At 68.6% G+C, this 12606-nt stretch carries 12 protein-coding genes, 1 tRNA gene and 1 other RNA gene; 6 read left to right on the forward strand and 8 right to left on the reverse strand.

Features of this window, described 5'->3' with window-relative positions:
* The first annotated feature begins 22 nt into the window (after positions 1-22).
* Genes BST10_RS00390 through BST10_RS00405 form a run of 4 tightly spaced genes read left to right on the forward strand, consistent with a single transcriptional unit; the run spans position 23 to position 3919 of the window.
* The gene (locus BST10_RS00390; RefSeq protein WP_041318363.1) at positions 23-811 is read left to right on the forward strand and encodes a FadR/GntR family transcriptional regulator; all 789 of its coding nucleotides are present in this window, start codon (positions 23-25) and stop codon (positions 809-811) included.
* A 51-nt stretch (positions 812-862) separates the two neighbouring features.
* Positions 863-1645, forward strand: coding sequence for a class II aldolase/adducin family protein (locus BST10_RS00395; protein WP_083035738.1), 783 nt, complete (start codon positions 863-865; stop codon positions 1643-1645).
* Positions 1646-1682: 37 nt separating this feature from the next.
* Positions 1683-2951 carry an amidohydrolase family protein gene (locus BST10_RS00400; RefSeq protein ID WP_013829736.1) on the forward strand — a complete coding sequence of 423 codons (1269 nt, stop codon included), beginning with the start codon at positions 1683-1685 and terminating at the stop codon, positions 2949-2951.
* Entirely contained in the window at positions 2951-3919 is a 969-nt protein-coding gene (locus BST10_RS00405; RefSeq protein WP_013829737.1) for a D-2-hydroxyacid dehydrogenase family protein, read from the forward strand. The genes BST10_RS00400 and BST10_RS00405 overlap by 1 nt, the downstream gene beginning before the upstream one ends.
* A 160-nt stretch (positions 3920-4079) precedes the next feature.
* On the opposite strand, the gene BST10_RS00410 is transcribed toward BST10_RS00405, so the two are convergent.
* From BST10_RS00410 to BST10_RS00435, 6 genes are all read right to left on the reverse strand, one after another.
* Entirely contained in the window at positions 4080-4391 is a 312-nt protein-coding gene (locus tag BST10_RS00410) for a hypothetical protein (protein WP_133054392.1), read from the reverse strand.
* 360 nt (positions 4392-4751) lie between these two features.
* Positions 4752-4824: transfer RNA gene (locus BST10_RS00415), tRNA-Ala, on the reverse strand.
* Positions 4825-4897: 73 nt separating this feature from the next.
* Positions 4898-5347 carry a GreA/GreB family elongation factor gene (locus BST10_RS00420; RefSeq protein WP_013829739.1) on the reverse strand — a complete coding sequence of 150 codons (450 nt, stop codon included), beginning with the start codon at positions 5345-5347 and terminating at the stop codon, positions 4898-4900.
* Positions 5348-5393: 46 nt separating this feature from the next.
* Complete coding sequence (locus BST10_RS00425) at positions 5394-6650, reverse strand: NAD(P)/FAD-dependent oxidoreductase (protein WP_083035741.1); 1257 nt, start codon at positions 6648-6650, stop codon at positions 5394-5396.
* Between the two features lie 59 nt (positions 6651-6709).
* Positions 6710-8260, reverse strand: a complete 1551-nt coding sequence (locus tag BST10_RS00430; RefSeq protein WP_041318366.1) for a PucR family transcriptional regulator — start codon at positions 8258-8260, stop codon at positions 6710-6712.
* Complete coding sequence (locus BST10_RS00435) at positions 8142-9494, reverse strand: MFS transporter (RefSeq protein ID WP_133054393.1); 1353 nt, start codon at positions 9492-9494, stop codon at positions 8142-8144. Before BST10_RS00435 ends, BST10_RS00430 begins: the two co-directional genes overlap by 119 nt.
* 143 nt (positions 9495-9637) lie before the next feature.
* Between BST10_RS00435 and BST10_RS00440 the strand changes: the two genes are divergently transcribed.
* Positions 9638-10171 carry a hypothetical protein gene (locus BST10_RS00440; RefSeq protein WP_083035743.1) on the forward strand — a complete coding sequence of 178 codons (534 nt, stop codon included), beginning with the start codon at positions 9638-9640 and terminating at the stop codon, positions 10169-10171.
* A 21-nt stretch (positions 10172-10192) separates the two neighbouring features.
* On the opposite strand, the gene BST10_RS00445 is transcribed toward BST10_RS00440, so the two are convergent.
* Complete coding sequence (locus BST10_RS00445) at positions 10193-10561, reverse strand: DUF488 domain-containing protein (RefSeq protein WP_083035745.1); 369 nt, start codon at positions 10559-10561, stop codon at positions 10193-10195.
* Positions 10562-10791: 230 nt separating this feature from the next.
* On the opposite strand from BST10_RS00445, the gene BST10_RS00450 reads away from it, so the two are divergent.
* On the forward strand, positions 10792-12141 hold the full coding sequence (locus BST10_RS00450; RefSeq protein ID WP_083035748.1) for a PPE family protein: 1350 nt from the start codon (positions 10792-10794) through the stop codon (positions 12139-12141).
* 62 nt (positions 12142-12203) lie between these two features.
* Here the strand turns inward: BST10_RS00450 and ssrA are convergent.
* Positions 12204-12596: a transfer-messenger RNA gene (gene ssrA, locus BST10_RS00455) on the reverse strand.
* Positions 12597-12606 lie beyond the last annotated feature (10 nt).

The following is a 12606-nucleotide window of genomic DNA, read 5'->3' on the forward strand; positions in this document are numbered from 1 at the left end:
ATCGGTCTGGCACACTCGATCCGTGGCAGCACCTACCGTCCGTTTTCGCCGGCTCGCCGAACAGGTCGCCGAGGAGCTCCGCCGACGCATTCTCGCCGGGGAGCTCACCGATGACAGCGTGCTCCCCAAAGAGGACGAACTCCTGGTCGAATTCGCCATCAGCAAGCCGTCGCTGCGTGAGGCCATGCGCATCCTGGAGGCCGAGGGGCTGCTGACCGTGCGCCGCGGCAAACGCGGTGGCGCGGTCATCCATCGCCCCACGCCAGCAAACGTCGCCTACACCATGGGCCTGGTGCTGGGCTCGCGGCAGGTCAGCCTCGCCGACGTCGCGACCGCACTACTACAGGTTGAACCGGCCTGCGCCGCGCTGTGCGCGGGGCGGCCGGACCGCAAGAGTACGGTGGTGCCCATTCTGCGACGATTGCACGAGGAATCGGTAGCCGCGGTCGACGACTTGCCGCAGGCAACCTCGGCCAGTCGCCGCTACCACGAGGCGCTCGTCACGCACTGCGGCAACACCACCATGCTCGTGATGGCGGGTGCACTCGAAACCTTGTGGTCGGCCCACGAGCAAAGTTGGTCGAGCCAAGTCACCGATCACTCGACCGTGCCGGTGCCCGAACGGCGCGCGGTCCTGGAGGACCATCGGCAGGTGATCGACGCGATCGACGTCGGCGATGCCCAGCGGGCCCGCGACCTGGCCGCGGCGCACCTGATGCATGTCCAGCACTACCCGGGCCGGTCGGGTGTGGTCGATCCCGCCATGATCCGTCCGCGCGGGCTGTCCCCGTTCCGTGACGACGACGCCTGACCCGCCCGCCGACCACATTGACCCCCGCCCTTATTTCCATATGATTTGTTCATGACGGAGTCCGTCGACGTGCAGCACCGGCCCGGCGGCGCTGCGATCTGGTCGCCCTCGGTGGTCCCGCCGATCGGTGTCGAGCTGACCGATGCCCAGGCGCTGGCCGTGGCGTTCCGGCACCTCGCCGAGATCGGCTTCGCGGAGAACATGGCCGGCCACATCACCTGGCAGCCCGACGGCCGGACCGAGATGCTGGTCAACCCGTGGGGCCTGTGGTGGGCCGAACTGACCGCGTCCGATATCTGCACCGTGGACGAGGACGCTCGTGTCGTCGCGGGCCGCTGGGATGTCACCCCGGCAATCCATATCCACACCGAACTGCACCGAGCCCGTCCCGACGCCCGCGTGGTGATCCACAACCACCCGTACTACGTCAGCCTGCTGGCTTCGCTGCAGACATCGCCCGAACTCGTCCACCAGACCGGGTCGCTGTTCCTCGACGACCTGTGCTTCGTCGACAGCTACGACGGCGAAATCGACTCCGCCGACCGGGCTGCGGAGCTGGTCGAGCGCATCGGCGGCGCGAATCTGGCGATCCTGGCTTCGCACGGGGTGGTAGCCACCGGACGCACCCTGGCCGAGGCGGTCTATCGGTCCGCGACCATCGAACGGGTCTGCAAGCTGGCCTACCACGTCATGCTGACCGGCCGAACGCCCTCACCGATGAGGCGTTCGGACATGGCCGGCATGCGGGCATCGCTGATCGAGCGCGCCGCCGATGTGTACTGGGCTGGAGCGGCGCGCATGACCATCAAGGCCGACCGCCAGGTGCTGGACTGACACGTGCTGGACTGAGAAGGAATCGAGAGGGCCGTCAGTGAAATCTATCGATGAACTGAGCTCCGACCCGAACTTCACCACCGCCAAGGCCGGCGCCGAGCGCATCGTGACCTTCCTCCCGGAACCGCCACGCGCACAGCGGCGTTACACGGTGATCTCGGTCGACGATCACATCGTCGAACCGCCCGACACCTTCGAAGGCCGCGTCCCGCGCAAACTAGCCGACCGGGCGCCCAAGGTGGTTGAGACCGAGAACGGCGGCCAGACCTGGATCTACGACGGCCAGTCACTACCCAATGTGGGATTCAATGCCGTCGTCGGCCGGCCGGTGTCGGAGTACGGTTTCGAGCCCGCCCGATTCGACGAGATGCGCCGCGGCGCGTGGGACATCCACGAACGCGTCAAGGACATGGACCTCAACGGCGTCTACGCCTCACTGAACTTCCCGTCATTCCTGCCCGGTTTCGCCGGGCAGCGGCTACAACTGACCACCGATGACGGTGAGCTGGCGCTGGCCTCGGTGCGGGCATGGAACGACTGGCACCACGAGGTGTGGGCCGGCTCGTACCCCGACCGGATCATCGGTTGCCAGTTGCCCTGGCTGCTGGACCCGGAGCTCGGGGCGGCCATGATCTACGAGAACGCCGGAAGAGGTTTTCGCGCGGTCACTTTCAGCGAGAACCCGGCCATGCTGGGGTTGCCGACCATCCACTCCGGACATTGGGATCCGATGATCGCCGCGTGCGCCGAGACCGGCACCGTGGTCAACCTGCACATCGGATCGTCCGGATCGGCGCCGTCCACCACCGACGACGCGCCGCCCGATGTCGCCGGCGTGCTGTTCTTCGCCTACGCCATCTCCGCCGCGGTCGATTGGCTCTACTCCGGGCTGCCCAGCCGGTTCCCCGAGCTGAAGATCTGTCTGTCCGAGGGCGGGATCGGCTGGGTTGCCGGACTGCTGGACCGGCTCGACCACATGCTGAGCTATCACGAGATGTACGGAACCTGGAAGACGCTCGGCGAGACCCTGACGCCCGCCGAAGTGCTTCAGCGCAACTTCTGGTTCTGTGCCGTCGAAGACCAGTCGTCGTTCTGCCAGCATGAGCGCATCGGCACCGACCACATCATGCTCGAAGCCGACTACCCGCACTGCGACTCGACGTGGCCGCACACCCAGCGGGTCATCCACGAGCAGATCGGCGATCTTGCCCCGGACGTGATCCGGAAGTTGACCTGGGAGAACGCCTCTCGGTTGTATCAGCATCCGGTTCCCGAAGCGGTCCAGCGCGACCCGGACGCGTTCTGATGGCCGCCACCACGTCCCCGCTGCGAATCGCGGTGCTCGACGACTACCAGGGCATCGCCGAAACCGTGGACTGGTCGGCCATCCCGCGACCCGTCGACCTGCTGGCACTGCGCGAACACATCGCCCCCGGCGACGAACTCGTCGCGCGGCTGGCCGACCGCGAGGTGGTGGTGGCGATGCGCGAGCGCACCGTCATCGGCGCCGACCTGCTGGCCCGACTGCCGTCACTGAGGCTGCTGGTCACCACCGGGCCGTTCAACGCCGCTATCGACACCGTGGCAGCCCACCGGCTGGGGATCACCGTGTGTGGCACCGGCGGCATCATCACCCCGACGGTCGAACTCACCTGGGCGCTGATCCACGCCCTGCAGCGCCACCTGGTCGTGGAAGATCGGGCACTGCGTGCCGGCCACTGGCAACAGACCGTCGGCGCCGATCTCGCGGGGGCGACGCTGGGACTTGTCGGGCTGGGCCGCATCGGCCGGCTGGTCGCCGCGGTGGGCCACGCTTTCGGTATGCGGGTGGTGGCCTGGAGTCCGAACCTGACCGCGGAGCGCGCCGCCGAAGCGCAGGCCGAACTGCTCGATCGGCGCAGCCTGTTCGAGACCGCCGACGTCGTGTCGATTCACCTGGTGCTCTCCGCGACCACCCGCGGTGTCATCGGCCGCGACGAGCTCGCCGCGATGAAATCCAGCGCGATCCTGGTCAACACCTCACGCGGCGGGCTGATCGACGAGGCGGCGTTGATCGAGGCACTACGCGGGAACCGGATTCGCGGTGCAGGGCTCGACGTCTACGCCCAGGAGCCGCTACCGGCCGGACACCCCCTGACGACGCTGGAGAACACCGTGCTCACCCCGCACCTGGGTTATGTCACAGAGAAATGCATGGACCTGTTCTACCGCGATATTGTTGATGACATCGCGGGTTACTGCGCGGGCACTCCGCGACGGCTTGTGGCCATTTGAAAGACACTCTTTATTCAGCTACGGTCAACATAATTCTGTAACAGATGAGTCGCTTCGTAATAACAATTCGACAAAATATTCCGCGGGTGGTATTCGCGATATTTGTAGGCAGAAAGGGGCCTACGACCAGGCGGTCGCAGGCCCCTTTACCGAAATGCGTCTATTTAGTGCCGCCGGCCAGGCCGATGGGGGCACCGATAGCTTCGGTCGCCGCGGCCGCGATAGGGCTCGCCGCGGCGGCGCCGGCCGGCCCCGGTGCGACGAAGGGCACCGGCGGGGGCGCTCCCGGCAGCACCGGGATCGGGGCGATCGGCACCGGAGGCACCGGACCGGGAAGCCCCATCGGCACGGGCCCCGCGAGAGTCGTCAGGTCAGCCGCAGCAGGACCACAGGGCACCCCCGCGCCGGCCAGCACCGCCGCATCGGCCGCACCGGCAACCGGCGCCGCCTCGCCGGAGGTGAGAGCGACCACGCCGCCCGCACACACCGGACCACCCACCGGCAACGGCGCCACTGACGATGGCGCAGCCGCCGCACCGGCACTGAAGATAAGTGCACTTGCACACAAGCCAATACCGGCGAATAACGCGATACCGGGTCTCCCGAGGCTCTTCAACGTGAACTCCGATTGTTAGTATCCAGCCCCCCGGACACGCAATCTGATGACTGCAAACGAACCGTATCACAACGGTGTAAGTTGCCCGGCCGCCCAATTTAATCCGTTACCGTACCGATGCGGATCGGCAGCCGCATTGGCTGGGTGTCGGCCCAGATAACTGCTTCGCATTTTGGTGCGGTCACCGCGGACGGGACAGAATACTCAACAAATGAGTGGAGCTAAGGGGACTCGAACCCCTGACCCCCACACTGCCAGTGTGGTGCGCTACCAGCTGCGCCATAGCCCCGCGATGTCGTGCTCATCGAAGCTACACCACCGCCATGCCCAGGCTCAAAACACCTGGCCGATCACCCACCCGGTCAGGCCGGGTGCTGCGTCTTATGCAGCCCGAAGGGCACCGCGTCGAGCAGGGTGACCGTCACGCTGGCACCGCTGGGCACCTGGTAGCTGCGCTCCTCACCGCGCCGTGCGCCGGTGATGGCCTTACCGAGCGGTGACTGCGGGGAATAGACCTCCAGCCCACTCTGGTCGTCGTCACGAACCCCCAGCAGGAAGGTCTCGGTGTCGCCGTCGTCGTAGCGGACCGTGAGCACCATGCCCGGCTCGGCCACCCCGTCGTCCGGCGGATCCTCGCCGACGACCGCGACCGCCAACAGGTCGTGGATCTGGTGGATCCGCGCCTGGCGCGACTGTTGCTCGCTGATGTCGGCGGTGCCCGAACCGATGTGTGGCTCGGACAACTCGGCCAACTCGGCCAACAGCCGGTCCTTGGTCTCCTGTGTCATCCAGACACCTTGCGAATCGGTCATCGACGATCTCCTTTACGAACGGAATCAGCTTGGAGTACTACCGGGCTCAGCGCAACGGATCGAGTTCACGCAATACCGCGGACTGCTTGCCGGTGGTGATCTGCTCCGCCAGCAGCCGGCCCGTCACCGGGCCGTGCGTCAGGCCCCACATACCGTGGCCACCCGCCACGTAGACGGTACGCGGGCTCACCTCCCCCACCAAGGGGCGCCCGTCCGGGCTGACCGGACGCGGGCCCACCCAGACATCGGTGCGCTCCGCCCAGCGCACGCCGTCGAGCAGCGGGCGTGTTGCCGCGACGATGGCCTCGACGCGGGCAGGGACTATCGGGGCGTCCGGATCGCCGAACTCCATGGTCCCGGCGACCCGCAGCTTGGCGTTCAACGGAGTGCAGGCCACCCGGGCATCCGGCAGGTAGATCGGACCGGTGACCGGCCCGTCGACCGGCACCGTGAAGGAGTAGCCGCGGCCGGCCCGCACCGGGACCCGAATCCAGCGCGTTGTCAGCTGCGACAGCCAGGCGCCGCTGGCGATCACCGCGGCCGCCGCCGTCAGCGTCGTACCGTCGCGGCCCGTCACCACCGCGCCGTCTCCCGTCGGCGCCACATCGGTCACGTCCATGGTGTGCAGCGCGGCACCGCGCTCGACCACCGCGCGACCCAGCGCGGTGACGAACCGGCCGGGGTCGAGGAACCGCTGGCCGTCGATCTGCACCGCAGCGGCGACGGCCGAGGACGCCAGCGGCACGCGCTCGCGCAGCGCCGCACCGGTCAGTTCGGTGCAGAACACCGGCCGGCCTGCTTCAGAAAATCGCCGCAGCTCATCGAGCAGACGCTCGGCGTCGGCGGAGGTGCGGAAGATCGCGGTGATCGGGGCATCGGTGACCGGGGCGTCGACGCCGTTGGCCACCAGTACGTCGTAGGCCTCGATGCACTCGGCGCTCAGCGGCGCGTTGGCCCGCACCGCGCGGCGCCACGCCGACGGCCGGCTGTTGGCGGCGAAACGCGCCAGAAACGACCAGAGCGCCGGCCCGGCGTTGAGCGGAACCTGCAGCGGCGCGGCCCGGCTGAACAGCGACCGCAGCCCGAAGCGCAGATTGGCGGGCTCGTTGAGCGGTATGGCCAGCGCCGGGGAAATCCAGCCGGCATTGGCCCACGAGGAACCGGCCGCGACGCCGACACGGTCGACGACCGTGACCTCGACACCGCGCTCCTGCAGGAACCACGCGGTCGACAACCCGACAATGCCGGCGCCCACCACGATCACCGACCGTGGCGCGCCGTCGATCCGGTTGTCGGCACCCATTAGTCCATGATGCGGCGCTCACCCGACCTGCGGTTTAACCGGTTCGCACAACGACGACGTCAGGGTTTGTCGAAAGCCGACAGGTCACCGGCTGCCAGCTCGATCATCGCCGCGAGCCGGGCGCGGGCATCGTCGAGACCCAGCGGAGTCACCTCGGCCATCTTGCGCAGCCGGTACCGCATGGTGTTCTCATGCACGCTCAGCCGCTCGGCGGCTCGCGCCAGATCGCCCTGGGCGTCGAGCCAGGCCCGCAGCGTGGCCACATAGGGCGTGCCGTGCACCGCGTCGTGGTTACGCAGTTCGGCGACGGGGCCGCGGGCCGGTATCCGGCCGGACCGTGCCGCGGTGTAGAGCCGTCGCAACACGATCTCGTCCCAGGCCTCGTCGTAGGCCGGCGGCGCGATGTCGTGCGGCCCGGCTTCGTGCAGCGCCAGGCACTCCTCGGCCTCCCGGCGGGCCGTGGGCAGCTCGGCCACGCCTGCCACGGCGCTGATCCCTGCCAGCACGCTGGCCTGTTGCGGCAGGACCGAGCGCAGTCCGTGCACCCATTGCCGGGCCTGCGCCGCATCCTGCGCGGGCAGCACCGTGTACACGGTGTTGGCCGCCAGCGCACTGCGGCCCGGCCGCGACCAGCCGAAACCGGTGGTGACGGCCTCGAACGCCAGCAACAGGCCCGCGTGCGGTTGGGTGGCGATCCGGGTGTGCACGGCGACCACCCGCAGCGGCGCCTGCGGCAGACCCAGCCTGGCGACCAGGGCGGCGGCCTCGGCCGCGTCGGTCCGGCCGTCCAGCAACCGGTTCACCCAGTCGGATTCGACCTGGCGTTCCAGATCCGCACTGGCCCGCGACCGCAACACGTGCAGCGCCACCGTGCGGGCGCCGTCGGCCAGTGCCGTCAGCCGGGTGCCGTTCAACGGGGCGGGGCAGGCCACCCACACCGCCCCCAGCAGCTCTCGGCCGACCCGCACCGCCGCCACCATCCGGCCGGTCAGTCCGTGCTCGGGGGCGGCGGCGACGAACAGCGGTTCATCGTGGCCTTCCAGATGCGCCAGGACGCCCCGCTTCTCGAACAACTCCCGCAGCGGCTCGGCTTCCTGCCGGTTCAGAATCGTCGCCGAACGCGCCGGATCGGCGTGCCGCTGACCGCGCGAGTAGGCCAGCACGCGACCCAGCTGATCCTCGACGGTGACCGCCCCGCCGACGGCATCGGCGAGGCTGTCGGCCACCGCGAACAGATCGGTGGGGCCGCGACCCGATTCGGTTTCCCGGCCTTCGAGCACCAACCCGTAGACCACCGCGGCCAGCTCGCTCCAGGACACCGCGGGATCCACCACCAGCACCGCCAGCGACTCGCCCTCGCCGGCGAACGCGGTCTTGTCCTCGGCGTCGCGCACCAGTACGGCGACGGCCTTGACGGCCACCGCCCAGCGCACCGCCTCCTTTACCGAGCGGGCGCCGACAGCCAGCAGGACATCGCCGACGGCGGTGCGCTCACCGGTCACCTCGTGCATCACGACGCTGCTCAGCGTCGTCGTCCGCGGGACGGAACAGAACCGCAGGCGAACCCCGTAGCTCCCCACTACGTTGACCAGCCGGTCCAGCGTCACCATCAACCGAGCCTAGCCACGTCGCACCGGTGATCTCGCCGATCGGGGCCCGCGCGCGGGTCTCCGGCGCCAGCACCCAGGCGACGGCCGCGACCAGCAGCACGCCGCCGCTGATCGCGAAGCCCCACTCGAACGACAGCCGTTGGGCGATCTGCCCGACCGCCAGTGATCCCACGATCGACCCGAAATCGGCCATCATCTGGTAGGCGGCCACCGCGGTCCCGGCCCGGGCCTGGTTGCCGACCAGGTCGGCGATGACGGCCTGCTGCGGCGCCCCGTACATGCCCGAGGCCAACCCGGCCAGGTACGCGGCGATCAGGAACACCGCCAGCGACCCGCTCGCGCCGAGCAAGATCGTGGCGACCCCGGCCACCGCGAGCCCGATGATCAGCGGGCCGCGTCGGCCGATCCGGTCGGACATGTGGCCGCTGGGCAGCACCGCGCACACGTTGCCGATGCCGATCGTGGCCAGCGCCAGACCGGCGACCGCGGGCCCGCGCTCCAGGACTTCGGTGATGAACAGCGGCACCAACGCCACTCGCAGACCGAACACCGACCAGCCGGTGGCGAAGTTCGACAGCAGCGCCGACCGGTAGGCACGATGGCCCAGCGCCGCCCGTACCGATACCGTCGGCCCCGTCGAGCCGGCCGGTTCGGCCAGATGCGAATTGCGCAGGCTGACGAACACGCCGGTGGCCGCTACCAACAGCACCGAACCGTAGAACAAAAACGGCGCACTCAGACCGAAACCCGCTGTCAGACTGCCCAGTACCGGCCCGCCGACGGTGCCCAGCAGAAACGCCGTCGCGAACATCCCGGCCACCCGCCCCCGAGCATCCGCCGGACTGACCCGGATCATCAGGCCCACGGCGGCGATGAAGAACATCGTCGACCCGACGCCGCCGAGCGCTCGGAAAAACAAGAGCTGCCAGTAAGTCTGAACGAACGCACACGCCGTGGTGGACACCGAGACGATCAACAGCCCGGTCACATAGACCCGGCGCTCCCCGATCCGCTGGACCAGCAGCCCGCTCACCGGCGCGAAGCACAATCGCATCAGCGCGAACGCGGTGATGAGGAAGGTCGTCGCGGAGATGCTCACCCCGAAATGCCGGGCATAAACCGGCAATACCGGCGACACCACGCCGTAGCCGAGCGCGATCAGGAAGTTCGCGCCGAGCAATACCCCGACCTCTCGCGGCAGCCGCGTCCGGGCAGCTGAAGAGTCGGAAGGCACCCGATAACTTTAGTCATCGGCCCAACCAGGCCTGCACGCCACGTGAGGGAGCGCTGTGGGCCGGGCCATGGCCACCGCCCCGGTAATCTCAGGCCCGGAGGCCTGATCATGACGAATTACCGCGACGGTGACGGGGACTGGCGATGAACGACGTCGCCGGCACGGCCCGTACCACGAGCCCGAACCACCCCTCGCAACAGCCGGGGCTGCTGCAGCTGTGGGAACAGCGGGCCGCGTTCACACCGTTCGGCGTGGCCGGCGCCGCTGCGGTGGTGGGCGGCGGCGTGCTGGCCGCCGCGATCGCAGCGCCCTCCCCGACCCGCCATGGCGTCTGGGCGGTCGCCTACCTGGTGCTGGTGCTCGGCGTCGGCCAATTGGTGCTGGGGGCGGGTCGGGCCGTGTTGGCGGCCGAACCGCTGACACCGACCGCGGCGGTGGCCACGGCGGTGGCGTTCAACGTCTCCGGAGCCGCGATCGTGCTCGGTGTCGTCACCGACCACATCGTGGTGTTCGACCTCGGCTCCGCGCTGCTGTTGGCCGTGCTGGCGTGGCTGCTCTACGGTGTGCGACGCCCCGCACGACGCGGCTGGGTGTTGCTCGCCTACCGGCTGTTCATCGCAGCGCTGATCGTAAGTATCCCGATCGGGATGCTGATCACCACCGCAGGCCGGGGCTAGCTCCCCGGTTCGGGCCCGGCGTCACCGCGACGCGAGCAGCTCGGCCAGTACCGCCGCTTGACTGCCGTCCACATCGCGGGTCGCGGTGACCAGCGTGACGGTCTTCGCGCCTCGGGTCAGCTCGCGCAATTCTTCGAGTGCGGCCGCGCCCTGCGGGGAAGTCAGTTCATCTTTGTAGCGGGCGACGAATTCATCGAAGCGCTCCGGCCGGTGGTCGTACCAGCTGCGCAGTTCCCGAGAGGGCGCAGCATCTTTGAACCAGCGCCCGACGCGGGGGTCATTCTTGCGGAATCCGCGGGGCCAGACCCGGTCGACGAGAATCCGTTGCCCGTCTTCGGCCCGGGGTTCGTCGTAGACGCGGGCCACGCGGACGGTGGTTTTTGCGGCCATACCCCAGGTTATCGCCGGTCAGCGGCTCTTACCATGCGGCTCTGGCCTGCGTCGGAGGAGACTTTCGGGCAGCTGTGCGGCCGGTCACCAAGCTCGGCGCAGGGTTCCAAAGTTAGATTAGGCAATGCTACCTTGAGAACATGTGTCAAGTCCCGGTTCGCGGACTGCGGTGCCGTCCCGCGGACAGCGACCGGATAGGTTCGCTAGTCGCGCCGCGACGTTAGCCGCCGATGCCCTCGATCTGGATCGCAGCGCCACCGGAGGTGCATTCCGCGCTGCTGGCCAACGGGCCCGGCCCGGGCGTGCTGTTGACCGCTGCGGGCGCCTGGTCGGCGCTGAGTGCCGAATACTCTGCCGTGGCAACGGAGCTCGTCACCGTGCTCGGCGCCGCCCGGTCGGCGGCCTGGCAGGGTCTGAGCGCCGACAGCTACGTCGCGGCGCACGCGCCGTACCTGGACTGGCTGGCCCGGGCCAGCGCCGACAGCGCCCGCGCCGCCGCCCAACACGAGGTCGCCGCGGCCGCCTACAGCACCGCCCTGGCGACCATGCCCACCCTGGCGGAGTTGGCGCTCAACCACACCGTCCACGGCGTACTGACCGCAACGAATTTCTTCGGCATCAACACCATCCCGATCGCACTCAACGAGGCCGACTACGTGCGAATGTGGGTCCAGGCCGCCACCGTAATGGCGACCTATGACGCAGTGTCGGACGCGGCGCTGGCGTCAATGCCGGCTACCGACCCGGCACCGCCGATACTGACCTCCGATACCGGCCCGACCGAACCCGACGGCGGCGATGAGCCGACGGATCCGGTCGAGGAGGCCAACCGCTGGTTCTGGTTCATCTTTTGGAACATCGTCTTCTGGTCGACGTTTCTGTTCATCGTGACCATCCCGGTTCGGATACCGATCGTGCTGCCGCTGATGATCATGGCGATCAACGACTTCATCGCGGCCATGCAGGTGGAATCCGAACCGGTGGTCGAGGAGCCCGCAGCTGAGCCCGGCCCCGCCCCCATGCCGCACCACATCGTCGCAACCCGCCCGGTCGACCACCCGGTCGCTGTCGCGGTCGGCATCGGTCCCGGTATCGCCGGATCGGCGGGGACGTCGTCCGGTGCGCCGGCGCCGGCCACCACCGCGCCGGCGATGCCGGTCAGCGGCGCCGAGATGCTGGGCTATCTGGTCGGCGGCAACCACTCCGAAGGCTTCGGCCCCACCCTGATCGACCGGGACCAGTCCACCGCACCGGCCGCCGGCCTTTCGGCCGTCAGTGCGGCCAAGGCACCGTCGGCGCGGGCGCCGTTGCGGTCGCGGAAGCGCCGGCGGGCGGCGATGACGGAGTACGCCGACGCCACCATGGTGGTGGACCCCGAGTTCGCGGCGCCGCCCGTCGATCCGGCCAGCGGCAGCTCCGCAACCGGCGCCGGTCCGCTGGGCTTCACCGGAACCGCTGAGCGCGCCGTTACCCGGTCGACGGGACTGATCCGGTTGCGCGACGACGGGTTCGGGGCCGGCCCGGTGATGCCGCTGCTGCCCGAGACCTGGGATCGTGTCGAGGAGAAGGTCCAAGACTGAGCGCTACTCGAGCCTGGAAAAGGAAAGCCGGCCAGAGCTTGTCGCTCTGGCCGGCTACCTAGGTGTGGAGCTGCCGGGAATCGAACCCGGGTCCTACGGCATTCCCTCAAGGCTTCTCCGTGCGCAGTTCGCTATGCCTCTACTCGGATCTCCCGGTCACGCGAACTAGCCGAGATGACGATCCCAGTCGCTGTTGGTGTCCCGATAAATCCCGCGACCGGACGTATCGGTGGATCCCTCTAGTCGATGCCAGGGTCCGGGCCGAGGGCTTTCCCGGTCTGACAGGCCCGCTATCGCTTAGGCAGCGAGAGCGAAGTCGCTCTGAAGAGCGACCTTAGCCGGAGTAAGTGCAACCTTGGCGCTTACTTGGTTACAGCGACGCTTAACGGTGGTCTCCTGCCTGCACCGGCACGCTTCCCTTGATTCGACACACGCAGTCGAAACCTTTCAGCCCCCTGTCCTGGG

This window comes from Mycolicibacter algericus DSM 45454, assembly GCF_002086455.1.
Classification (GTDB): domain Bacteria; phylum Actinomycetota; class Actinomycetes; order Mycobacteriales; family Mycobacteriaceae; genus Mycobacterium; species Mycobacterium algericum.